The organism is Duganella margarita (assembly GCF_009857535.1).
Lineage (GTDB): Bacteria > Pseudomonadota > Gammaproteobacteria > Burkholderiales > Burkholderiaceae_D > Rugamonas > Rugamonas margarita.
The window spans coordinates 102,075-125,739 of the sequence record NZ_WWCS01000001.1 but is presented as its reverse complement, the minus strand read 5'-3'; the positions used below and the strand labels follow the sequence as shown (position 1 = coordinate 125,739).

The window sequence follows — 23,665 nt, the reverse complement described above, 5'->3', positions numbered from 1 at the left end:
CATGAACGCCGTTACCGATCCCATCGACAACCTGCAATCGCTCACGTCCCTGACCGTGCTCAACGCCACCGCGGCGTTGCAGCGTGGCTATGCCGCCATCAAGGCCGGCCAGACCGTGTTCGACCTGCGCCATGTGTTGACGGTGGATTCGGTCTCGGTGTCGGTGATGCTGGCCTGGCAGCGCGCCGCGCACGACGCCGGCATCAAGCTGGAACTGAAAAACCTGCCGCCGGCGCTGCAAAGCCTGACCAAGCTGTACGGCGTGTGCTCGCTGCTGTTCCCGCCGGACGTCCCGCTGGAGCAGGATCCGACACTGGCGCGCAACCCGGCGCACGATGAATTTGCGCCCGTGAAGGCGCCGGAGACGGTCTTCGCCAAGAAGACCGCCGTGGCCGCCGACTCGGCCAACCACCATCCCCATTGACCTCCGCCCCACCCCGCCGTCCGCAGTAAGAACTGCGTAAATCCCCGGTCCGGCTCGGACCGATTGAATTTCCCCTATAATTGAACGTTGCCACAGTCGCAGCGCTGTGGCGTCCGCAGCATCTTCGCGCGCGCCGCATCGGCCGCCGCAACCTTATTGATAAGTCAAGCATGACAGCGATCCAAATTAGCAATGTCGAGAAGCGCTACAAGGCGCTCCAGGCACTGGGCGGCGTGTCCCTCAGCATTGAAGAGGGCGAATTCTTTGGCCTGCTGGGGCCGAATGGCGCCGGCAAGACCACCCTGATTTCCATCATCGCCGGCCTGATCCGGCCGGACGCCGGCTCGGTCAAGATCCACGGCCACGACGTGGTCAGCGATTTCCGCGAGGCGCGCAAGAAGCTGGGCGTGGTGCCGCAGGAACTGGTGTTCGACCCGTTCTTCACCGTGCGCGAGACGCTGCGTTTGCAATCGGGCTACTTCGGCCTGAAAAACAACGACGCCTGGATCGACGAGGTGATGCACAACCTCAACCTGACCAACAAGGCCGACACGAATATGCGCGCGCTGTCCGGTGGCATGAAGCGGCGCGTGCTGGTGGCGCAGGCGCTGGTGCACAAGCCGCCGGTGATCGTGCTCGATGAGCCGACCGCCGGCGTCGACGTCGAGCTGCGCCAGACGCTGTGGAAGTTCATCTCGCGCCTGAACCGCGAAGGCCATACCGTGGTGCTGACCACCCACTACCTGGAAGAGGCGCAGGCCATGTGCAAGCGCGTCGCCATGCTCAAGCTGGGGCAGGTGGTGGCGCTGGACAGCATGGCGTCGCTGATCCGCCGCATCTCCGGCTCGCAGCTGATCGTCAACATGAAGCACGGCGACCTGCCGGACGATCTGCGCCACCTGATCACGCATCCGGAAGCCTCCGAGCACGGCAAGAAGTACAGCCTGCGCATCAATGAATATGCGGAAGTCGAGCAAATCCTGGCGCGCCTGCGCGAATCGGGCGCCATCATCGACGACATGCAACTGCAACAAGCGGATCTGGAAGACATCTTCTTGCAGATCATGGACAAAGGTACCGTATGAATTTCCTCTCCGCCGGATTCCGTACGCTGGTCTTCAAGGAGATCCTGCGTTTCTGGAAAGTCGCCACGCAAACCATCGCCGCGCCGATCCTGACCGCCATGCTGTACCTGATGATCTTCGGCCATGTGCTCGAAGGCCGCGTCACGGTGTACCAGGACGTCAACTACACCTCGTTCCTGATTCCGGGCCTGGTGATGATGAGCGTGCTGCAGAACGCCTTCGCCAACGCCTCGTCGTCGCTGATCCAGTCCAAGATCACCGGCAACCTGGTGTTCGTGCTGCTGACGCCGTTGTCGCACTGGGAGATCTTCTCGGCCTACGTGATCGCCGCCATGGTGCGCGGCATCATGGTGGGCCTGGGCGTATTCGTGGTGACCGCCTGGTTTGCCCACCTGTCGTTCGCGGCGCCGCTGTGGATCCTGGTGTTTGCGCTGCTGGGCGCCGCCATCCTCGGCACCATGGGGCTGATCGCCGGCGTCTGGGCGGAAAAGTTCGACCAGCTGGCGGCGTTCCAGAACTTCCTGATCGTGCCGCTGACCTTCCTGGCCGGCGTGTTCTACTCGATCCACTCGCTGCCGCCGGTATGGCAGGCGGTGTCGCATCTGAATCCGTTCTTCTACATGATCGACGGCTTCCGTTACGGTTTCTTCGGCCAGTCCGACGTCAGCCCGCTGGTGAGCCTGGCCATTGTTTCGGCCTTCCTGGTGGTGCTGTCGTTCCTGGCGATTCGTTTGCTGCGCAGCGGTTACCGCCTGCGTCACTAATATTCAAGGACTCATCATGCCTACTACTCCAGAACTCATCCACGGCTACATCTCGGCCGGTCTCGACTGCACGCACCTCGAAGTGGAAGGCGACGGCCAGCACTTCCAGGCGGTGATCGTGTCGCCGGCGTTTGCCGGCAAGCGCCCGATCCAGCGCCACCAGCTGGTGTACGCCGCGCTGGGCGACCGCATGCGCGAAGAAATCCACGCGCTGTCGATGAAAACCCTCACCCCTGAAGAATATCAAGGATAAGCATGGACAAGCTTCTGATTCAAGGCGGTAACCGCCTGCAAGGCGACATCACGATCTCCGGCGCCAAGAACGCCGCCCTGCCGATCCTGTGCGCGGGCCTGCTCACCGCCGGCGATCTGGAACTGTCCAATGTGCCGCACCTGCACGACGTTGCCACCATCCTCAAGCTGCTGGGTGAAACCGGCCTCAAAGTCACGCAGGACAACGACAAGGTCACGCTCAACGGCAGCGCCATCACCAAGCTGGAAGCGCCGTACGACCTGGTGAAGACCATGCGCGCCTCGATCCTGGTGCTGGGTCCCCTGCTGGCGCGCTTCGGCGAAGCCAAGGTGTCGCTGCCAGGCGGCTGCGCCATCGGCTCGCGTCCGGTCGACCAGCACATCAAGGGCCTGCAGGCGCTGGGCGCCGACATCACCGTCGAAGGCGGCTACATCTACGCCAAGTGCGCCAAGCTGAAAGGCGCGCGCATCGTCACCGACATGATCACCGTCACCGGCACCGAGAACCTGCTGATGGCTGCCACGCTGGCCGAAGGCGAGACCGTGCTGGAAAACGCCGCCTGCGAACCGGAAGTGACCGACCTGGCGCACCTGCTGGTGGCCATGGGCGCGAAGATCGACGGCATCGGCACCAACCGCCTGGTGATCCAGGGCGTGAGCGAACTGCATGGCGCGAAGCACGCCGTGATTTCGGACCGCATCGAAGCGGCGACCTTCCTGTGCGCGGTGGCCGCCACCGGTGGCGACATCACCATCCGCAACACCCGCACCGACATCATGGATGCGGCGCTGGACAAGCTGCGCGAGATCGGCCTGCAGCTGACCATCGGCGACAACTGGATCCGCGCGCAGATGGACAAGCGTCCGCACGCCGTCACCTTCCGCACCACCGAATATCCTGGCTTCCCGACCGACATGCAGGCGCAGTTCATGGCGGTGAACACCATCGCCGAAGGCGCCAGCCGCGTGACGGAAACCATTTTTGAAAACCGCTTCATGCACGTCCAGGAGATGAACCGCCTGGGCGCGCAGATTGAAACCGATGGCAACACCGCCTTTATCAAAGGCGTGGAACAGCTGGTTGGCGCGCCCGTGATGGCGACCGACCTGCGTGCCTCCGCTTCGCTGGTGATCGCCGGCCTGGCCGCACGCGGTGAAACGCTGATCGACCGCATCTATCACCTGGACCGCGGCTACGATCAGATGGAAGTCAAACTCTCCGCCGTAGGCGCCAACATCAAGCGGATCAAATAACGTAACCGTCGTTCCCGCGCAGGCGGGGACCCATGCTGAGCTTCCGAAGTATGGATTCCCGCCTGCGCGGGAATGACGCAACTGGACGAAAACATTATGAACACCTTCCAAGCCGACTCCCAGCAGCTGATCCTGGCGCTGTCGAAGGGCCGTATTTTCGAGGACACCCTGCCGCTGCTGGAAGCAGCCGGCATCACCGTCAGCGAGAATCCGGAGACTTCGCGCAAGCTGATCCTGCCGACCAATGACCCCAACGTGCGCGTGCTGATCGTGCGCGCCACCGATGTGCCGACCTATGTGCAGCATGGCGCAGCGGACTTCGGCGTGGCCGGCAAGGACGTGCTGCTGGAGCACGGCGGCGAAGGCCTGTACCAGCCGATCGACCTGCATATCGCCGAGTGCCGCATGTCGGTCGCGGTACGCAACGGTTTCGATTACGAGACCGCGGTGCGCCAGGGTGCGCGCCTGCGCGTAGCCACCAAGTTCGTCGAAACGGCGCGCGCGCACTTCGCCAAGAAGGGCGTGCACGTCGACCTGATCAAGCTGTATGGCTCGATGGAGCTGGCGCCGCTGGTCGGCCTGTCGGACGCCATCGTCGACGTGGTCAGCACGGGCAACACGCTGCGCGCCAACGACCTGAAAGAGGTCGAGGCCATCATGGATATTTCGTCGCGCCTGATCGTCAACCAGGCCGCGCTGAAGATGAAACGCGAGCGTCTGCAACCCATCCTCGAAGCGTTTGAACGCGCTTCCAAAAAGTGAACGCCATGATTACCAAGCTCGATTCCAGCCAGGCCGATTTCAAGCAGCGTCTGGACACGCTGCTGGCGTTTGAAGCCAGTACCGACGACGCCATCGAAAGCGCCGTCACCGGCATTCTGGCCGACGTCAAACAGCGCGGCGATGCCGCCGTCCTCGAATACACCAACCGCTTCGACCGCATTCCGAACGGCGGCGCCACCAGCATGGCGGCGCTGGAAATCTCGCAGCAAGAAATGCAGGCCGCGCTGGCCGCGATTCCGGATGCGCAGCGCAAGGCGCTGGAAGTGGCGGCGCACCGCGTGCGCGTGTTCCACGAACGCCAGAAGCAGGAACTGAACGGCTTCACCTACACCGAGCCGGATGGCACGGTGCTGGGCCAGCGCGTCACGCCGCTGGACCGCGTCGGCATCTACGTCCCGGGCGGCAAGGCCGCCTATCCGTCGTCGGTGCTGATGAACGCGATCCCGGCGCACGTCGCCGGCGTCGAAGAAATCATCATGGTGGTGCCAACGCCGGACGGCGTGAAGAACCAGATGGTGCTGGCCGCCGCCGCGATTGCCGGTGTCACCCGCGTGATCACCATCGGCGGCGCGCAAGCCGTCGCCGCGTTGGCGCATGGCACTGAAACCATCCAGGCCGTCGACAAGATCGTTGGCCCGGGCAATGCCTACGTGGCGTCGGCCAAGCGCCGCGTGTTCGGCGTGGTCGGCATCGACATGATTGCCGGCCCGTCGGAAATCCTGATCGTTGCCGACGGCACCACCGATCCGGACTGGGTCGCGATGGACCTGTTCTCGCAGGCGGAGCACGACGAGCTGGCGCAAGCCATTCTGCTGTGCCCAGACGCCGACTACCTCGCCAAGGTGGAAGCCAGCATAGAAACGCTGCTGCCGACCATGCCGCGCCAGGAAGTGATCCGCACCTCGCTGGGCGACCGCGGCGCGCTGATCAAGGTGCGCGACATGGACGAAGCCTGCGCCATCGCCAACAGCATCGCCGCCGAGCACCTGGAAATCTCCGCCGTCGAGCCGCAACAATGGGCCGACAAGATCCGTCACGCCGGCGCCATGTTCCTCGGCCGCTTCTCGTCCGAATCGCTGGGCGACTACTGCTGCGGTCCGAATCACGTGCTGCCGACCTCGCGCACCGCGCGCTTCTCGTCGCCGCTGGGCGTATACGATTTCCAGAAACGCTCGTCGATCATTTACGTGAGCGAAGCCGGCGCGCAAACGCTGGGCAAGGTCGCGGCCGAACTGGCGTACGGCGAAGGCCTGCAGGCGCACGCCCGCAGCGCGGAACTGCGTATCAAGTAATGACCGATACGTGGATCAATCAGGTTTTCTGTGAGGATGCGCTGGCCGGCTTGGCGCGCATCCCGGATGGTGCCATCGATCTGATACTGACCGACCCGCCGTATAACCTCGGCAAGGACTACGGCAATGCCTCCGACCAGCAAACGGTGGACGAATACCTGCGCTGGACCGAACAGTGGATCGACGCCGCCCTGCCCAAGCTCAAGCCCAACGGCAGCTTGTACATCTTCCTGACCTGGCGTTTTTCGCCGGAGATTTTCGTCATGCTGAAAAAGCGCATGACGATGATGAACGAAATTATCTGGGACCGCCGCGTGCCGTCGATGGGCGGCAGCGTGCGCAGCTTCTCGTCGGTACATGACACCATCGGTTTCTTCGTCGGCCGCAAGGACTACTACTTCGACCTGGACGCGGTGCGCATTCCGTACGACGCCGCCACCAAGAAGGCCCGCTCGCGCTCCATCTTCATCGGCGCCAAGTGGCTGGAAGTGGGCTACAACCCGAAGGATTTGTGGAGCGTGTCGCGCCTGCACCGCGAGCATCCGGAGCGCGCCGACCATCCGACCCAGAAGCCGCTGGAGATCATCGAGCGCATGGTCAAGGCGTCGTGCCCGCCGGACGGCGTGGTGCTGGACCTGTTCATGGGCAGCGGCACCACGGCGATAGCCGCCAAGCGCACCGGCCGCCATTTCGTCGGCTTCGAGCTCAATCCGGACTACTGCGCGATTATCGCCGAGCGCCTGGCGATGCCCGAAGTGCCGGTGCCGCCGCCGAAGAAACCCAAGAAACCCCGCAGTACCGTCAACTCATAGGAGCCCAAGCAAGATGTCCGCCATCGACACCCTGATTAACAGCACCATCCGCTCAGACGTGCGCGCCGCAGCCGGCTACCACGTTGCCGATGCGAGTGGCTTTATCAAGCTGGATGCGATGGAGAACCCTTACCAGCTGCCCCATCATCTGCGCAACGACCTGGCCCAGCGGCTGGCCGACGTGGCGCTGAACCGCTACCCGGTGGCTTCCTACAGCACGGTCAAGCAGCGCATCAATGACAAGCTGGGCGTGCCGGCCGGCTATGACGTCATCCTCGGCAACGGCTCGGATGAGCTGATCTCGATCCTGTGCATGGCCTGCGCCACGCAGCACCGCCGCAGCACCGTGCTGGCGCCGACGCCGTCGTTCGTGATGTACCAGCGCTCGGCGCAATTCGCCGGCATGGATTACGTCGGCGTGCCGCTCAAGGCCGACCTGACGCTGGACCTGCCGGCGATGCTGGCGGCGATTGCCCAGCACAAGCCGTCGCTGGTGTTCCTGTCCTACCCGAACAACCCGACCGGCAACCTGTTCGCCGAAGACGACATGGTCGCCATCATCCAGGCATTGGACGGTTTCGGCCTGGCCGTGGTGGACGAAGCCTACGAGCCGTTCGCCCAGCAGACTTTCATGCACCGCCTGCCGGAATTTGACAACCTGGTGGTGATGCGCACCGTATCGAAGCTCGGCCTGGCCGGCATCCGCCTCGGCTATCTGTCGGCGGCGCCGCAATTGCTGGCGGAATTGGACAAAGTGCGGCCTCCTTACAACATCAACGTGCTGACCCAGGTTGCGGCCGAATTCGCGCTCGACCACGTGGCGGTGCTGAACCGGCAGGCCGCCAATTTGCGCGCCGCACGCGCCGATCTGACGGCTGCATTGGCCCGTATCCCCGGCGTCGAAGTTTTTCCGTCGGCGGCGAATTTTATCTTGATTCGCGTGCCCGATTCCGACGATGCCTACGCGAAACTGCTGTCCCGCAAGGTATTAGTCAAAAATGTGAGTAAAATGCACAGTGTGCTGACCAATTGTTTACGGATCACCGTGAGCACCCCGGAAGAAAATTCCACCTTCCTCGATGCCTTCGCCGCATCGCAGGCAGCCTGACACCATCGCGAGCTTTTCATGAACCGCACCGCAGAAATCATCCGCAATACCAACGAGACGCAAGTCCGCGTTTCCATCAACCTGGACGGCACCGGCAAGCAGAAGCTGAATACCGGCGTGCCCTTCCTCGACCACATGCTGGACCAGATCGCCCGCCACGGCCTGTTCGACCTGGAGGTGGAAGCCACCGGCGACATCCATATCGACAACCACCACACGGTGGAAGACGTCGGCATCACGCTGGGCATGGCGGTGGCCAAGGCCATCGGCGACCGCAAGGGCATCGTCCGCTATGGCCATTCGTATGTGCCGCTGGACGAGGCGCTGTCGCGCGTGGTGCTGGACTATTCCGGCCGCCCAGGCATCGAATACCACATCCCGTTCACGCGGGCGATGATCGGCACCTTTGACGTCGACCTGACGCTGGAATTCTTCCGCGGCTTCGTCAATCACGCCCTGGTCACGCTGCACATCGACAACCTGCGCGGCACCAACGCCCACCACCAGTGCGAGACGGTCTTCAAGGCATTTGGCCGCGCGCTGCGCATGGCGTCGGAACTCGATCCACGCGCCGCCGGCACCATCCCGTCGACCAAAGGCACTCTGTAAGAAGACACCATGAAAAAAATCGTAGTAGTTGATTACGGCATGGGTAATCTGCGCTCGGTCGCGCAGGCGCTGCGCGCCGTGGCGCCGGAAGCCAATGTGCTGATTTCCGGCGCAGTGGCCGATATCCAGAGCGCCGACCGCATCGTGCTGCCCGGCCAGGGCGCCATGCCGGACTGCATGCGCAGCCTGCGCGAGTCCGGCGTGCAGGAAGCCTTGCTGCAGGCATCGAAGAATATCCCCCTGATGGGAGTGTGCATCGGCGAGCAAATGCTGTTTGATGGCAGCGAGGAAGGCGATGCCGCCGGCCTCGGCCTGTTGCCCGGCAAGGTGGTGCGCTTCCAGCTCGACGGCCAGACCCAGGAAGACGGCTCGCGCTTCAAGGTGCCGCAAATGGGCTGGAACCAAGTGGCGCAAACGGCGTCTCATCCGATGTGGCAGGATATTGCGGACAACGCGTACTTCTACTTCGTGCACAGCTATTTCGCGCAGCCGGAGCAGGCCGCGCACACCGTCGGCCAAACTGTCTACGGTGCGCCGTTCAGTTGTGCCGTCGCCCGTGATAATATTTTTGCGACCCAGTTCCACCCGGAGAAAAGCGCCGCGGCCGGACTGCAGCTGTACAAGAACTTTGTTCACTGGAACCCTTGATTTCTACTCTCTCATCTAACTGACACCATCATGCTGCTTATTCCTGCCATCGACCTCAAAGACGGTCACTGCGTTCGCCTGAAACAAGGTGATATGGAACTTGCCACCGTATTTTCCGAAGATCCGGCCGAGATGGCCCTGCATTGGCTGAAGCAAGGCGCGCGCCGCCTGCACCTGGTCGACCTGAACGGCGCCTTCGCCGGCAAGCCGAAGAACGAGGCCGCCATCAAGTCCATCCTGAAGGCGGTGCAGGACTTCGCGGAAGAAAATGATCTGGATGAAATTCCGGTGCAGCTGGGCGGCGGCATCCGCGACCTCGATACCATCGAGCGCTACCTCGACGCCGGCATTACCTACGTCATCATCGGCACCGCCGCGGTGAAAGAGCCGGGCTTCCTGCACGACGCCTGCGGCGCCTTCCCGGGCCACATCATCGTCGGTCTGGACGCCAAGGACGGCAAGGTCGCCACCGACGGCTGGAGCAAGATGTCCGGCCACGAAGTGATTGACCTGGCCAAGAAGTTCGAAGCCTACGGCGTGGAATCGATCATCTACACCGACATCGGCCGCGACGGCATGATGGGTGGCGTCAACATCGAAGCCACCGTCAAGCTGGCGCAAGCCGTCAAGATTCCGGTGATCGCCTCGGGCGGCCTGCACAATCTGGCCGACGTCGAAGCGCTGTGTGCGGTGCAGGACGAAGGCATCGAAGGCGTGATCTGCGGCCGCTCGATTTACGAAGGCACCATCGACCTCGAATCGGCCCAGCTGCGCGCCGACGAGTTGAGCGGTGACTTGATTGAAGAAGACACGGAAGAATAATGCTCGCTAAACGCATCATCCCCTGCCTCGACGTGACCGACGGCCGCGTCGTCAAAGGCGTCAATTTCACCGAGCTGCGCGACGCCGGCGACCCGGTGGAAATCGCCCGCCGCTACGACGAGCAGGGCGCCGATGAACTGACCTTCCTCGACATCACCGCCACCAGCGACAACCGTGGCCTGATCCTCGACATCATCGAGGCGGTGGCGTCGCAGGTGTTCATTCCGCTGACCGTCGGCGGCGGCGTGCGCGAGGTGGCCGATGTGCGCCGCCTGCTCAACGCCGGCGCCGACAAGGTCAGCATGAACTCGTCGGCGGTGTCGAATCCGCAGCTGGTGTTCGACGCCTCGCAGAAGCACGGTTCGCAGTGCATCGTGGTGGCGATCGACGCCAAGCAGACCGCGCCCGGCAAGTGGGAAGTGTTTACCCATGGCGGCCGCAAGGCCACCGGCATCGACGCCATCGAGTGGGCCAAGAAAATGGAACAGCTGGGCGCCGGCGAAATCCTGCTGACCAGCATGGACAAGGACGGCACCAAGTCCGGCTTCGATCTCGGCCTGACGCGCGGCGTGTCCGACGCGGTCGGCATTCCGGTGATCGCCTCGGGCGGTGTCGGCGGCCTGCAGGACCTGGCCGACGGCATCAAGCTGGGCAAGGCCGATGCGGTGCTGGCCGCCAGCATCTTCCACTTCGGCCAGTATTCGGTGCAGGAAGCCAAGCGCTTCATGGCGCAGCAGGGCATTCCGATGCGTCTGGATGGTGCGGCATGATGAATGCACCGGTCCAGCCAAAGGCAGCCTGGCTGAAGAAAGTGAAGTGGGACGAACACGGCCTGGTGCCGGTGATCGCCCAGGAAGCGGGCAGCAATGACGTGCTGATGTTCGCCTGGATGAACCGCGAGGCGCTGGCCAAGACGGTCGAACTGGGCGAAGCCGTGTACTGGAGCCGCTCGCGCAAGAAGCTGTGGCACAAGGGCGAAGAGTCCGGCCACGTGCAGAAAGTGCTGGAAGTGCGCCTGGACTGCGACGAAGACGTGGTCCTGCTGAAGATCGAGCAGGCCGGCGGCATCGCCTGCCATACCGGCCGCCACTCGTGCTTCTTCCAGAAGTTCGCCGGCGACGCCCAGGAAGGCGACTGGCAGAACACCGAGCCAGTGCTGAAAGATCCATCCGATATTTACAAGGCAGGCAAATGAGCACCATTCTTGACCGCCTGGCCGACGTGATCGAATCGCGCAAGCCGGCCAACGGCGGCGACCCCGCCACCTCCTACACCTCCAAGCTGTTCGCCAAGGGCGACGACGCCATCCTGAAGAAGATCGGCGAGGAAGCCACCGAAACCGTGATGGCGGCCAAGGACGCCCGCGCCGGCGCCGACAGCGGCAAGGTCTTGTACGAAGTGGCCGACTTGTGGTTCCATACGCTGGTGCTGCTGGCCCAGTTCGATCTGAAGCCGCAGCAGGTCCTCGACGAACTGGCGCGCCGCGAAGGCGTCTCGGGCATCGAGGAAAAAGCAGCCCGTAAAGAATAACCGGAGTCCCCGCGTGGAAAACTGCATTTTTTGCAAAATAGCTGAAAAGAAAATTCCTTCGACCACCGTGTATGAAGATGACGATTTGCTGGCCTTCAAGGATATCAACCCGGCCGCCCCGGTGCACCTGCTGGTGATCCCGAAACAGCACTACGCCACGCTGCAGGACGCGGCCGGCGAACCGGCGCTGCTGGGCAAAATGCTGGCGCTGGCCCCCCGACTGGCAGAGGAATTTGGCTGCGCAGTCGGCTATGATGCGGACGGCGCACCCTCGGCCGGCTACAAGACGCTGATCAACAGTGGGCCGGATGGTGGTCAAGAGGTGTACCATCTACATCTGCATGTGATCGGCGGCGCGCATCCATGGCGCGGTCAGCGTTGATTTAGCGCTAAACGGCCACATTTACCTCAGAGACTGACGCTTGGCGTATACTGTCGCAGCAGTTCTGGGAATCAACGAATAAATCTGGAGCGCATGCGCTTCGCAAGGGGAATATGATGGGTTCATTTAGCATTTGGCACTGGCTGATCGTTCTGGTTATCGTGATGCTGGTGTTCGGCACCAAGAAACTGGGCAATATGGGTTCGGATATCGGCAAGGCCGTTAAAGGCTTCAAGGATGGCGTCAAGGGCGACGAAGAGAAGCCGACCACGCCGGCCGCTCCGGGCACCATCGATGTCGATGCGAAAGAGAAGAAGTAAGTAGCGCCTTCTTATGATCGATCTCGGTCTTACCAAACTTGCTGTCATCGGCGTCATAGCGCTGGTCGTTATCGGTCCTGAAAAGCTGCCCAAGGTGGCGCGCATGGCCGGGACGCTGTACGGTCGCGCGCAGCGTTACCTGAACGACGTCAAGTCCGAAGTCACGCGCGAAATCGAGCTGGAAGAATTGCGCAACCTGCAAAAGGAAGTGCAGGACGCCGCCCAGGCCGTCAAGACGGATGTGGAAAACTCGATTGCGCAGAATATGACAGAGGTCGAGAATGCCTTCCGCGATACGCAGGCGCTGGAGTCCACCTCGTTTGCCGACAATAACGCGGCGTATGGCGCCAACGCTTTCGGTAGCGTGACCACGGACGACCTGGCACGCAAGGCGCGCGAGTTTCGCCGCAAGAAGCTGGTGCGCAACTCGGCCATTCCCAACTGGTACAAGCAGCGCAATGGCAGCAAGATGCACGTGACCTCGGGCGCGGCGCGGGTGGCCCGCTTCCGTCCGCGTGGTCCTACCAACAGCTCCTTCTATTAAATGACTACACCTACCCAGGGCGAAGAGACCTTTATCTCTCACCTGATCGAACTGCGGGATCGTTTGGTCAAGGCCTCGATCGGCATTGCGCTGGTCTGCATCGGGCTGATGATCTGGCCGGGTCCTTCGCACATCTACGACATCATCGCCGAGCCGATGATCCGCTCGCTGCCGGTGGGATCGAAGATGATTGCGACCGGCGTGATTTCGCCGTTCCTGGTGCCGATGAAGGTGACGCTGGTGATTTCCATCATCCTGTCGCTGCCGTGGGTGCTGTATCAGCTGTGGGCGTTTGTGGCGCCGGGCCTGTATGCACATGAGAAGCGCCTGATTGCGCCGCTGGTGATTTCGTCGTCGGTGCTGTTCATGTCCGGCGTGGCGTTCTGCTACTTCCTGGTGTTTGGCCGGGTGTTCCAGTTCATTGCCGAGTTTTCGCCGCAGTCGATCGCGGTCACCCCGGATATCGAGAACTACCTGGATTTCGTGATGTCGATGTGCCTGGCGTTTGGCGCGACCTTCGAGGTGCCGGTGGTGGTGGTGATCCTGGTGCGCATGGGCCTGGTGACGGTGGCCAAGCTGAAGGAGATTCGTCCGTATGCGATTGTCGGCGCGTTTGTGATCGCGGCGATTGTGACGCCGCCGGATGCGGTGTCGATGTTCTCGCTGGCGATTCCGATGTGCCTGCTGTTTGAGCTGGGCCTGCTGGTAGCGCCGCTGTTCGTCCGCATGTCGACGGCGCCGGAAGAGAAAGCCTGATCTAAGGCAGTCGGTCCAGTATCTTCACGAGTATGCCGATCGTGACGACATGCAACGTCAGTGAAATACCCACCATCCAATAAACTGTAGTCAGCTTGGCTCGGATGCGCTGTTCCAGCGCTTCCAGCTTGTCATTGAAGCGCTGCTCCATCGCTTCCAGCTTGGCATTGAAGCGCTGCTCCATCGCTTCCAGCTTAGCGTTAAAGCGTTCTTCCAGCGCTTCAAGCTTCGCGTTGAATTCTTTCCCCAGCGCCTCAAGTCGGGCATAGATATCGGTGCGTAACATTTCTATACGCGCGATCATGTCAGTCCGCAGCAGCACCATCTCGCTGGGCGAGACGGTCGCTTCCGCCATTGCCTGACTGAGCGCCAGGGCTTGAGCTTCGGCCTGCGCCGCCGGGATGCCGGCTTCAATCAGACTTCTGGTGTATTCAAGGGTGTCGAATTTGATGGGCATATTCATGGTACCTCCCCGATTTGATCGTAGCAGAAAACGGCTGGCGCACAGCCGTTCCCCATCGTATCGAATCACCTGCCCATCTATTTGAGCGAACGCAGGACTACTGCGTCATCAAGCCCTTGATCACCCGCACCGGCGCGCTGCCGTAGCTGAGGAATTGCTCGTGGAACTGCTTCAGGTTGAAGCTGGCGCCCTGCTGCTGCTTGCGCTGCTCGCGCAACTCCATGATCTCGCTGTAGCCGCTGAAATAGCTGGTCAGCTGCACCGACGACACCTGCACGCGATGCCATTTCTCCACCGCCTCGCTGCGCGTCTGGAACGCCTGGCGCGTCAGCAGATCGATGGCCTGCTCTTCCGTCATGCCCAGCACATGCACGCTGTAATCGAGAATGGTATTGGTCACGCTGCGCAGATTCCACTTCGACCACATCAGCCACATCTCCGGTGCATTGTCGCCGTAGCCGGACTCCAGCATCATGCGCTCGCCGTACACCGCCCAGCCTTCCACCATCGCGCCATTGCCGAAGATCGACTTCACAATCGACGGTGAACGGTTGGCATATACCAGCTGCGCGTAATGGCCCGGAATCGCCTCGTGGATATTCAGGATCTGCAGGATCCAGTAGTTGTACTCGCGCAGGCTGCTCTCGGCCGCTTCCGGCGTCGCGCCATCCAGCGGCGTGACATTGTAGAAGGTGCGGTCCTGCGGACGATACGGGCCCGGCGCATCAATGCTGGCGCCGGCGACACCGGCTGCATAGGCCGGCGTGGCGCGCACTTCCAGCTGCTTGTTCGGATCCAGCGTCAGCAGGTTATGGCTGATCACGTATTCCTGCAACGCCGGAATCTGGCGCTTGATCTCGTTGACGAAATCCTCGCGCGCCACGTGGCGGGCCGACAGCTTGTCGATCACCATGCCGATCTTGGCAAAGCGGTCGGCCGGCTTGGCGGTGCCGCCCATGGTCTTGTCCCACAGCTCATCGGACAGCTTGTCCATATTCGCCAGCAGCTCTTCGCGCGCCGCCAGCGCTTTCTGATAGGTCTGCTCGGCGGTGCTGCCGGACTGGATGTCATAGGCAAACTTCTGCTCGTACAGTTCCTTGCCGAGGCGGAAGGTGCGACGGCCCTTGGTGTCCATCAGCTTGTCCTTCTCTTGCAGGAAGGCCACATAGTTGTCGACCGCCGTCAGCGCGGCGTCGATCCGCTGCGCATACTGTTGCTTCTCTACCGGCGTCAGGATCGACGCCTGCGCCACCTTGTTCACCTCGGTCAGCAGCGCTTGCACGCCGGGCGCCTGCGCGATTGCCAGGCGCGTATGTTCACGGGTCGGATTGACGATGTTGGCGCGCGCCGCATCGTAGTAGGCAGGAATGCTGGCGATGCGCTTGAGCAGCGTGCGCAGGCGCTGCGGCTGGGCCGCGTATTCGGTGTTGAGCACCAGGTCGATCGGACCGGCAACGTTGTAGCTGGCCGGATTCCACTCCCACTCGCGCAGCGTGGTCAGGCGCCAGCGGTCGCCCTCCAGCTTGTTGACCAGCAGCGCCAGGTCGGTACGCTGCTTGGGCGACAGCTGCGCCACCTTGATGGCGCCGAAGCGTTGCAGCCAGTCGCCGATGAAGGCCAGCTCCTTGGCTTGCTCGTCCTTGGTCGGCACGGTCAGCACGGCGGCGGTATCGTACTTGCCGGCGTAGATCGCGCTTTCCGAATCGATGCGCCACAGCGCGTTGAGGAACTGGTTGCTCAGGTTGTCGAACTGGCGGTCGGCCCAGCGTTCCGACGATACCTTCAGCGCCGGCACGGCGGCGGCAACGGCTGCGCCGGCACGGGCCTTGCCGGACGACTTGGCCGCAGTCTTGCCTTTGGTGGATTTGCTGGTACTCTTGGCCTTGCTCGAACTGTTGCCGGCCTTGGTGCTGCTCTTCTTGGCCGGGGTGGCTTTGTGGTGGGTAGCGGCACCGGCTGGCGCGGCGGCCAGGGCCGCCATCAGCGCAGCCAGTGCGAATCTTGTCTTAATCATCATATGCAGCCTTGTATCTGAAGCGGAGGAGATTATCACTAATCTGGCCGCTTGAGAGCGTACGATACAAGTCGATTACTTTTTCAAGCCCTCTTGCAGCATCGCCAACATCTCGGACGACGACATGCGGCCGCTGACATCGCTGCCCTCCAGCAGGCTGTCGGCCAGGTCGCGCTTGTGCTGGTGCAGGTCGACGATGCCTTCCTCGATGGTATGGCGCGCCACCAGGCGGTAGATGGTCACCGGCCGCAGCTGGCCCATGCGGTGCGCGCGGTCCGAGGCCTGGTCTTCCACCGCCGGATTCCACCACGGGTCCATGTGGATCACGTAGTCGGCCGCCGTCAGGTTGATGCCGACCCCGCCCGCCTTCAGCGAAATCAGGAACACATCGCCGACGCCGGCCTGGAAGGCATCCACGCGCTTCTTGCGGTCGGCCATCGAGGTCGAACCATCGAGGTATTGATAGCTGACGCCCTGTTCATCCAGATGCGCGCGGATCAGCGCCAGATGGTCGACGAACTGGCTGAACACCAGCACCTTGTGCTTGTTCTCCAACAGGCCTTCCAGCAGGTGTGCGAAGGCGGCCAGCTTGCTGCTGGCCAGTCCCAGTTCCGGCGCGATCAGATTCGGATTGCAGCAGGCGCGGCGCAGCTTCATGATCTCGGCCAGGATCTGGATCGATTTCTTCTCGGCCGGTCCTTCGACCTTTTCCAGGTTCTCCAGCGCGGCGCGGCGCAACGATTCGTACAGCGCCGTTTCGTCGGCCGACAGGTCGACTTCCAGCGTGATCTCGGTGCGCGACGGCAGCTCGGTCAGTACCTGCGACTTGGTGCGGCGCAGGATGAACGGCTGGATCAAACGGCGTAAGCGCTTGCGCGCACCCAGTTCGGCGCGGTGATCCTGCGGCTTTTCGATCGGCGCGGCGAAGCGCAGGTTGAATTGTTCGATGCTGCCCAACAGCCCCGGATTGATGAAGCGGAACAGATTCCACAACTCGCCCAGATGGTTCTCCAGCGGCGTGCCGGTGACGGCGATGCGGAACTCGGCCTTCAGCGCCATCACGGCAGCGGAGCGCTTGGTGGCGGCGTTCTTGATGGCCTGCGCTTCATCCAGCACAATGGTGTTCCACTGCACGCCCGCGAACAGCGCCGACTCCAGTTGCAGCAGGCCGTAGCTGGTCACCACCACGTCGTAGGCATGGAGGTTGTTCAACTGCTCGGCGCGGTCGCCGGCGCCGAACAGCTGCACGTTCAGCGTCGGCGCGAAGCGCGCCGCCTCGCTCATCCAGTTCATGCAGACCGAGGTTGGCGCGATCACCAGCGTCGGGCCTTGCGGCGCGCGCGACAGCATCAGCGCCAGCGCCTGCAGCGTTTTGCCAAGCCCCATATCGTCGGCCAGGCAGGCGCCGACGCCCCAATGCGCAAGGCGCGACAGCCAGTTGTAGCCTTCCAGCTGATAGTCGCGCAACTCCGCCTGCAGAGTGCTTGGCAGCTGCGGCTCGAACGTGGTCTGCTCCTGCATGCGCGACAAATGCGCTTTCCACAGCTTGTCGGATTTGAGGCCGCCGACATCGTCGGCCAGTTCTTCCAGCGCGAACGACGCCAGCGGATGCAGGCGCACGCCGTCGGCGGTGAGCTCACCGTAGGCCGATACTTCCTGCAGGCGGCGATGCAGTTCCTCGGTCAGCGCCAGGTAGCGGTTTTCGCCCAGTTCAACGAAGCGGCCGTGACTCTTCTCCATCATCTCCAGCAGCGTGCGCAGGTCGATGACCTTGCCCTCGTCCACTTGCAGTTCGCCGCTGGCGGCAAACCAGTCCTTGTTGCTCTTGATCGCCAGGCGCAGCTGCTTGGTCTCGACCTTGTTGGTGACGCGGAAGCTCTCGCCTTCCGGCCAGGCGATGACGATGCTGGTTGGGTCCAGCGCCTGCAATTCCACCAGCAGTTGCAGGCACAGGGCCGGTTGGCCGAGCAGCCACTCGCCGTGTTCCTGCTCGGCCGACTCCAGCACCGGGCATCTGGCGATCAGGTCTCGCTCCGCATCGCGTTCGTCGATCAGCTGGCGGCGCGCCTGCACCGGCTTGCCGCCGATATCGGCGATCACGCTGTCGGCGCCGTCGCCCGGCTTGTAGTAGGCGCCATTGACCAGCGGCCGCACCAGGATCTGCATCTTCAGGCCATGCTGGTAGGGCAGTAGGTGCAGATGCAGGCGCATGTCGGCCTCCATCTGCTCCATGTCCGGCGCGGCGCCGCCGATGTCCGACTGCACCGTCACCAGCGACGAGATGGCGCTGATGGCCGACAGCACCTGCTGCTCCGCATGCGATGGTACGTTGAGCGCATCGCCGACGATGGAGGCGATCTTGCGGTGTTCATCGAGGATGCTGACCACGCGCAGTCGCGTTGGCGTCTCGCGGGTAATGACCACCGAGGAGTTATCGTCCGGGATCGGCGGCTGCAAGCGCAGTTCCAGGTTGCCAGGACTGCGCTTGACGAGCAGTTCCGGTTCGCCGGACAGCATCTCCACCCGCATGTCCGGCAAATCGGACCAGTACAACAGCGGGTGATTGACCAGCATTGGCGCGGCGCGCTGCGGGTCGATCTCGTAAGTCAGGCCGGTTGACTGGTAGCCGCGATGCGCCACCGTGATCGCCTCGGCCGCGCGGATATCCTGCGGCGTCAGGAAGTCGAACTGCTCGGACTCGAAGCGCAGGCGCTTCAGGCCCACGGCGCGGCCCTTGCTCCACAGGCCGCGCGCATCGCGCTTCTGCTCCACCGGTGCAATGTCGGTCAGGCCGTGGCGCGGATCGTAGGTCAGCAGCCAGACCAGGCGCGAACTGCCCGCCGCATCCGGCGCGGTGGGCTGGTGCAGGTTGATCAGCGCGGTGAGTTGGCGCTGCCAGCCTTCCTGCCGCTCGAACCAGGTGCTCAGGTCCGGGAAGCCGAAGCGCGAACGCAAGGCTTGCGCGTGCGTCTGCATCGCGGCGTCGCCCATCTGGCCCAGCAGCGCGGCGCCCTGGCCGGCGATGAACATGTAGCCGGCGCGTTCGGCGTTCTTCACCATTTCCTGCAACTGCTCCTTGCGCTCCTGCAGTTGCGGCAGCGAGAGCCAGAAGTACAGCAGGTACTGGAACATCTGCGTTTGCAGCGACGGCTCCCACGGCAGCGCCGACACCGCATCCGCCTGCATGATGCCGGCGCGGATCTGGCGCAGCATGTCGATCTGCTGGTGCACCGCGCTGTCGTGATTTCTCGGCAGCTTGACGGCGATTTCCAGGTAGGCTTCCGCCGCCTTCAGGTGCTTGGCGTCGGTGCTGCGTAGCGCCGACAGCAGATACAACTGCGCACCCATGCCAGTGAACAGCTGCTTGCGTTTGCCGGTATCGCGGCGCAGGGTTTTCAGCGCGGCGTCAAAGCCGATGATGGCGGCGCTGGCGGCACCGCGCAGCAGCACCACCACGCTGGCGAGGTACTGGCTTTGCGGGCCCACCGTGCGTTCGAGGTAGCGTTTGGCGTCGTCCAGGCGGCCGCACAGCAGCGCGTCTTCCGCCATCGCCATGCGCAGTTCGGCATTGACGTCGCCGTGACGGCGCTGCATGTGCATCTCGCAGAATTCGCGGATGGCCGGCGCGGTGGCCGGTTCGTGCTGGGCGTTTTGCAGCAGCACCGCCAGCACATCGTCCTGCAGCAGCGGGTGGACCAGCGCGAGCATGCCCGGCTCGAACGGACGGCCGAAGATGTCGACGATCGGATGCAGCTGCGCCGCCTCGTAGCTGCCCAGGCAGAACGCCAGCACCTGCTGGATCTGTTGCGGACCGTGGCCGCGCAAAAGGCCCATGCGCAGGCGCGCCATGCCGGCGCGGTAGCTGCGCGGCTCCATGCTGTTCCAGGTCTGGCGCATCGGCACCAGTTCCGCATAGGCTGCGCACAGGTCTTCCAGCGCGTGGGTGCCGATGGCGGAGCGGATCGCCGGCCAGCGCAGCTTGGGATTGCAGATAAAGCCGCGTCCCGTCACCACGCTGATGAAGGCCAGCCGTTCCAGCCGCGACATGGAGTCGTCCAGCGTGGCGACGGTGTACAGATTGCCGTCGTTATCCTGCTCGATGCGCGCATGGTTCAGGTGATCGAGGATGGCGGTGCGTCCCGTCGGCTCGCCGATCAGGGCGAGCAGGGCGAGGATGGCTTTTTCGTTAAATGGCAGCGCGTCGAATTCGACGAGCAGCTTGGGATCGGTCATGCGTGATTCAGCTTAAAGATGTTTTGATAGAAGTCCAGCTCCGCTTCCAGCGTGCGGATGATGTTTTCGGCTTTGCGGAAGCCATGGCCTTCGCCTTCCAGCGCCACGTATTCGACCGGGATGCCGCGCTTTTTCAGCGCGTCGACCATCATTTCCGATTGCTGCGGCGGCACCACCTTGTCGTCCAGGCCCTGGAAGAAAATCATTGGGCGTGACAGCTTGTCGGTGTGATTGATCGGCGAGCGTTGGGCGTAGATGGCGTCGGCCTGCGCCTTGGGGGCGATCAGGTATTCATTGTAATTCGACTCGAACTTGTGCGAATCCTGGTCCAGGCCTTTCAGGTCGGAGACGCCGTAGTAGCTGGCGCCGGCCTTGAACACGTCATGGAAGGTCAGCGCGCACAGCGTGGTCAGGCCGCCGGCGCTGCCGCCGCGGATGATCAGGCGTTCGCCGTCGGCCAGGCCGCGCTCCACCAGCGCCTGGGCGCCGGCCACGCAGTCTTCGACATCGACGATGCCCCACTGGCCCTTGAGCAAATCGCGGTAGGCGCGGCCAAAGCCGGTGCTGCCGCCGTAGTTCACGTCCAGCACGCCGAAACCGCGGCTGGTCCAGAACTGGGTCTTCAGGTTGAGCGTATTGACGGTCATGCCGGTCGGGCCGCCGTGGCTGATGACGATCACCGGCGGCTTGCTGCCTGCCGGCGCCTGCACGTCCTGGTTGCGCGGCGGGTAGTAGAAGGCGTGCGCGGTGCGGCCGTTGGCGCTCGGGTAGCTGATATTGACCGGGACGGACAGGTTGGCTTCCTCCGGCAGGTCGTCGATCGACTGTGCCAGGATTTCGACGCCTTCCTCGGTGAAGTCGATGCGCGCCAGTTCCATCGGGATGGTCGGACCGCCGGCCAGCATGGCGATGTAGCCGGGACCGACGCGCAGTTCGCGGATTTCCTCGTACGGATTGGCGATGGCTTCCAGCTTGCCGCTGCCCGGCAGCAGGCGCGCCAGGCGGCTCACGCCCTTGTCGATGTAGGTGCAAATGATTTCGCTGGCCGAGCGGAAGCCGTACATGCTGTTACCGAAGGTCCAGTGCGGGGAGGCGAATTCGGCTTCCATCGGGCACAGGCCTTCGATGCGCACGCGGTCGGCGCACAGGCGGTACAGGTTCCACCATCCGCTGCGGTCGGAGACGAAATGCAGCAGGTTGTCGGGCGCCCATTCGGGCTGGCAGATTGATTCCTCTTCGCCGCCGGCGATGCGTTTGGGCGCGGCCAGCGTGCCGTCTGGGTTGATATCGGCCAGCCACAGCGTGGTGCCTTGCCACGGCATGCGGGGATGGTCCCAGCTTAGCCAGACCAGCGACCGGCCGTCCGGCGACAGGCGTGGCGACGAATAAAAGTCCGCGCCGTGCACCAGCACCGTCTCGGCGCCGCTGGCGATGTCGATCGCGCAGATGGTGTTGGTGGGCTGCGCATGTTCGTCGTCGCCATGCAGCTCGCGCACGCCGATCAGCCGATTGCGCGCGCGGTCGACCACGAAATCGGCGAAGCGCTGCCTGCCGGCCTGCGTTACCGCCACCGGTGCATCGCCCGGCGCCACGCGATAGACGCAGTTATCCTTAAAGTGCGAGAAGTACACCGTCTCGCCCTCCACCGCATACGCCCCGCCGCCATATTCATGCACCCGCGAGCGCACATTGAACGGCGCCGGCGTCAATTCCTCGGTGGCGGCGCCGTGATAGCGCAGCAGCGTATTGCGGCCCGCCTCCGCCGCGCGGCCGGCCAGCCAGAAGATATCGCTGCCGTCGGCCCCGCCCAGCATCAGCGACGACAGCGGCGTCGCCCCCGCCGCCACGCGCGCCGCGCTGATGGTCGAAGGCCAGGCGCCAAAGGCGGCAATGTTCGGGGAAGCAGGCGTTGTCATAAAAGCTCCAAAAAGGTCGATGCGCGGTGCTCCGCATGATAGAGCAAAATCCGGGGTCAGTTCTGCCAAATGCACACGGGCCCATGTACATTTGGCAGAACTGACCCCGGGTTAAAGTCGCAAAATGGCAGGGGATGCGATAATAGCGGCTTGATTGTTCTCTATTGCCTTCCATGCCACAATTTGCTCCGCTCAAGAATGACACCTTCCTGCGCGCGTTGCTGCGCCAGCCCACCGCCTACACCCCTGTGTGGCTGATGCGCCAGGCCGGAAGGTATCTGCCTGAATACCGCGCCACCCGCGCCAAAGCCGGTTCCTTTATGGGCCTGGCCACCAATCCCGATTACGCCACCGAGGTGACGATTCAGCCGCTTGACCGCTTCCCGCTGGACGCCGCCATTCTGTTCTCCGACATCCTGACGGTGCCGGACGCGATGGGCCTGGGCCTGCACTTCGTCGAGGGCGAAGGCCCGAAATTCGAGCGTCCGCTGAAGACCGAGGCCGATGTGCTGGCCCTGCGCCAGCCGGAACCGGGGTCGCTGGACTACGTGTTCAAGGCCGTGACCCAGATCCGCACCGAGCTCAATGGCCGCGTGCCGCTGATCGGCTTCTCCGGCAGCCCGTGGACGCTGGCCTGCTATATGGTCGAAGGTGAGGGCTCGCGCGAGTTCCACAATATCAAGAAGATGCTGTACAACCGCCCGGACCTGATGCGCTTCATCCTCGACACCAACGCCAAGGCGGTGGCCGAGTACCTGAACGCCCAGATCGACGCCGGCGCACAGGCGGTGATGATTTTCGACTCGTGGGGCGGCGCGCTGGCCGATGGCGCCTACCAGGAGTTCTCGCTCAAATACATGCGCCAGGTGCTGGCGCTGCTGAAACGTGAAAAGGATGGCGTCAAGATCCCGGCCATCGTGTTCACCAAGGGCGGCGGCCACTGGATCGAGGAAATCGCCGACATTGGCGCCGACGCGCTGGGCCTGGACTGGACCGCCAACCTGACCCAGGCACGCCACAAGGTCGGCCACAAGGTCGCCCTGCAAGGCAATCTGGACCCGGCCATCCTGTTCGCCAGCCCGGACCAGATCACTGCCGAAGTTCACAAGGTGCTGGACGCGTTCGGCCCGCCGGGCGTCAGCGGCAGCGGCCACGTCTTCAACCTGGGCCACGGCATTTCGCAGTTCACGCCGCCGGAAAGCGTGGCGGCCATGGTGGAAGCGGTGCACACCTACAGCAAGGCCCAGCGCGCAATCTGATTCAAGAAGAACAAACCCCCATCAGCCTGAACGCGCTCAAGATCGCGCTCAGTGCGGATGGGGGTTTTTTTCATCGTGCAAATCAGCTCATCAGACCGACTTATGCACAATTTTTTTTGCTGCGGAAATAATAGGCAGTGCTTTTTGGCTAGCCCTTGATGATGAGTTAACTCATTGATTTAAAGCGATAAAATTTGTGGTCCAAGGGGCAATGTTTAGCAAGCCGTAAACACTATAGCCAAGCTTCAAGTAGTTTATTTCTTCATTTTCCACAAAGTTATCCACAAAAACTGTGGACAAGAAATAAAATGACTTAGTAAACCGTGACTTAGCCGTAATATTGCCATTTGGCCTGAGATGTATGTTGCGTTGCACGATTTTTAGGCAAAAATAAC

The 23,665-nt window shown here is 62.8% G+C and carries 24 protein-coding genes; 20 read left to right on the top strand and 4 right to left on the bottom strand.

Annotated features, from left to right (window positions below; all coding sequences use genetic code 11):
• Nucleotide 1 precedes the first annotated feature (1 nt).
• The 19 genes from GTP55_RS00570 to tatC all read left to right on the top strand — a co-directional run bounded on the left by GTP55_RS00570 (nucleotide 2) and on the right by tatC (nucleotide 13,385).
• Nucleotides 2-424 carry an STAS domain-containing protein gene (locus tag GTP55_RS00570; protein ID WP_161043073.1) on the top strand — a complete coding sequence of 141 codons (423 nt, stop codon included), beginning with the start codon at nucleotides 2-4 and terminating at the stop codon, nucleotides 422-424.
• A gap of 170 nt (nucleotides 425-594) precedes the next feature.
• The gene (locus tag GTP55_RS00565; RefSeq protein ID WP_161043072.1) at nucleotides 595-1,509 is read left to right on the top strand and encodes an ABC transporter ATP-binding protein; all 915 of its coding nucleotides are present in this window, start codon (nucleotides 595-597) and stop codon (nucleotides 1,507-1,509) included.
• On the top strand, nucleotides 1,506-2,273 hold the full coding sequence (locus GTP55_RS00560) for an ABC transporter permease (RefSeq protein ID WP_161043071.1): 768 nt from the start codon (nucleotides 1,506-1,508) through the stop codon (nucleotides 2,271-2,273). The genes GTP55_RS00565 and GTP55_RS00560 overlap by 4 nt, the downstream gene beginning before the upstream one ends.
• Nucleotides 2,274-2,289: 16 nt before the next feature.
• Nucleotides 2,290-2,526, top strand: a complete 237-nt coding sequence (locus tag GTP55_RS00555) for a BolA family protein (RefSeq protein ID WP_161043070.1) — start codon at nucleotides 2,290-2,292, stop codon at nucleotides 2,524-2,526.
• 2 nt (nucleotides 2,527-2,528) lie between these two features.
• Complete coding sequence (gene murA, locus GTP55_RS00550; RefSeq protein WP_161043069.1) at nucleotides 2,529-3,779, top strand: UDP-N-acetylglucosamine 1-carboxyvinyltransferase; 1,251 nt, start codon at nucleotides 2,529-2,531, stop codon at nucleotides 3,777-3,779.
• Nucleotides 3,780-3,875: 96 nt separating this feature from the next.
• Nucleotides 3,876-4,541, top strand: a complete 666-nt coding sequence (gene hisG, locus GTP55_RS00545; protein ID WP_161043068.1) for an ATP phosphoribosyltransferase — start codon at nucleotides 3,876-3,878, stop codon at nucleotides 4,539-4,541.
• A 5-nt stretch (nucleotides 4,542-4,546) separates the two neighbouring features.
• Nucleotides 4,547-5,854, top strand: a complete 1,308-nt coding sequence (hisD, locus tag GTP55_RS00540; protein ID WP_202423413.1) for a histidinol dehydrogenase — start codon at nucleotides 4,547-4,549, stop codon at nucleotides 5,852-5,854.
• Nucleotides 5,854-6,666, top strand: coding sequence for a DNA-methyltransferase (locus GTP55_RS00535; RefSeq protein WP_161043066.1), 813 nt, complete (start codon nucleotides 5,854-5,856; stop codon nucleotides 6,664-6,666). The genes hisD and GTP55_RS00535 overlap by 1 nt, the downstream gene beginning before the upstream one ends.
• A 13-nt stretch (nucleotides 6,667-6,679) precedes the next feature.
• On the top strand, nucleotides 6,680-7,774 hold the full coding sequence (gene hisC / locus GTP55_RS00530; RefSeq protein WP_161043065.1) for a histidinol-phosphate transaminase: 1,095 nt from the start codon (nucleotides 6,680-6,682) through the stop codon (nucleotides 7,772-7,774).
• Nucleotides 7,775-7,792: 18 nt separating this feature from the next.
• The gene (gene hisB / locus GTP55_RS00525) at nucleotides 7,793-8,383 is read left to right on the top strand and encodes an imidazoleglycerol-phosphate dehydratase HisB (RefSeq protein ID WP_090190670.1); all 591 of its coding nucleotides are present in this window, start codon (nucleotides 7,793-7,795) and stop codon (nucleotides 8,381-8,383) included.
• 9 nt (nucleotides 8,384-8,392) lie between these two features.
• Nucleotides 8,393-9,031, top strand: a complete 639-nt coding sequence (hisH, locus tag GTP55_RS00520) for an imidazole glycerol phosphate synthase subunit HisH (protein ID WP_161043064.1) — start codon at nucleotides 8,393-8,395, stop codon at nucleotides 9,029-9,031.
• A gap of 30 nt (nucleotides 9,032-9,061) precedes the next feature.
• A complete protein-coding gene (gene hisA, locus GTP55_RS00515; RefSeq protein ID WP_161043063.1) occupies nucleotides 9,062-9,853 on the top strand; it encodes a 1-(5-phosphoribosyl)-5-[(5-phosphoribosylamino)methylideneamino]imidazole-4-carboxamide isomerase in 792 nt (263 codons plus the stop codon).
• Entirely contained in the window at nucleotides 9,853-10,623 is a 771-nt protein-coding gene (gene hisF, locus GTP55_RS00510; protein WP_161043062.1) for an imidazole glycerol phosphate synthase subunit HisF, read from the top strand. Before hisA ends, hisF begins: the two co-directional genes overlap by 1 nt.
• Nucleotides 10,623-11,048: a phosphoribosyl-AMP cyclohydrolase gene (gene hisI, locus GTP55_RS00505; protein ID WP_161043392.1), complete on the top strand. Its 426-nt coding sequence runs from the start codon at nucleotides 10,623-10,625 to the stop codon at nucleotides 11,046-11,048. Before hisF ends, hisI begins: the two co-directional genes overlap by 1 nt.
• Nucleotides 11,045-11,383 carry a phosphoribosyl-ATP diphosphatase gene (locus tag GTP55_RS00500; protein ID WP_161043061.1) on the top strand — a complete coding sequence of 113 codons (339 nt, stop codon included), beginning with the start codon at nucleotides 11,045-11,047 and terminating at the stop codon, nucleotides 11,381-11,383. The genes hisI and GTP55_RS00500 overlap by 4 nt, the downstream gene beginning before the upstream one ends.
• 13 nt (nucleotides 11,384-11,396) lie before the next feature.
• Nucleotides 11,397-11,765, top strand: coding sequence for a histidine triad nucleotide-binding protein (locus GTP55_RS00495; protein ID WP_161043060.1), 369 nt, complete (start codon nucleotides 11,397-11,399; stop codon nucleotides 11,763-11,765).
• Nucleotides 11,766-11,881: 116 nt separating this feature from the next.
• A complete protein-coding gene (gene tatA / locus GTP55_RS00490) occupies nucleotides 11,882-12,085 on the top strand; it encodes a Sec-independent protein translocase subunit TatA (protein ID WP_110846655.1) in 204 nt (67 codons plus the stop codon).
• Nucleotides 12,086-12,098: 13 nt separating this feature from the next.
• Complete coding sequence (gene tatB / locus GTP55_RS00485; RefSeq protein WP_161043059.1) at nucleotides 12,099-12,629, top strand: Sec-independent protein translocase protein TatB; 531 nt, start codon at nucleotides 12,099-12,101, stop codon at nucleotides 12,627-12,629.
• Nucleotides 12,630-13,385 (top strand): twin-arginine translocase subunit TatC, encoded by a 756-nt coding sequence (gene tatC, locus GTP55_RS00480; protein ID WP_161043058.1) that lies wholly within the window; start codon nucleotides 12,630-12,632, stop codon nucleotides 13,383-13,385.
• Nucleotide 13,386: 1 nt separating this feature from the next.
• On the opposite strand, the gene GTP55_RS00475 is transcribed toward tatC, so the two are convergent.
• From GTP55_RS00475 to GTP55_RS00460, 4 genes are all read right to left on the bottom strand, one after another.
• Nucleotides 13,387-13,848, bottom strand: coding sequence for a DUF1640 domain-containing protein (locus GTP55_RS00475; protein WP_161043057.1), 462 nt, complete (start codon nucleotides 13,846-13,848; stop codon nucleotides 13,387-13,389).
• Between the two features lie 97 nt (nucleotides 13,849-13,945).
• Nucleotides 13,946-15,862 carry a DUF885 domain-containing protein gene (locus tag GTP55_RS00470; protein WP_161043056.1) on the bottom strand — a complete coding sequence of 639 codons (1,917 nt, stop codon included), beginning with the start codon at nucleotides 15,860-15,862 and terminating at the stop codon, nucleotides 13,946-13,948.
• 75 nt (nucleotides 15,863-15,937) lie between these two features.
• Nucleotides 15,938-20,095, bottom strand: a complete 4,158-nt coding sequence (locus GTP55_RS00465; protein WP_161043055.1) for a DEAD/DEAH box helicase — start codon at nucleotides 20,093-20,095, stop codon at nucleotides 15,938-15,940.
• Nucleotides 20,092-22,011: a S9 family peptidase gene (locus GTP55_RS00460; RefSeq protein ID WP_161043054.1), complete on the bottom strand. Its 1,920-nt coding sequence runs from the start codon at nucleotides 22,009-22,011 to the stop codon at nucleotides 20,092-20,094. The genes GTP55_RS00465 and GTP55_RS00460 overlap by 4 nt, the downstream gene beginning before the upstream one ends.
• Nucleotides 22,012-22,184: 173 nt before the next feature.
• Here GTP55_RS00460 and hemE point away from each other — a divergent pair, with 173 nt between their 5' ends.
• Nucleotides 22,185-23,270, top strand: a complete 1,086-nt coding sequence (gene hemE, locus GTP55_RS00455; RefSeq protein ID WP_161043053.1) for a uroporphyrinogen decarboxylase — start codon at nucleotides 22,185-22,187, stop codon at nucleotides 23,268-23,270.
• Nucleotides 23,271-23,665 lie beyond the last annotated feature (395 nt).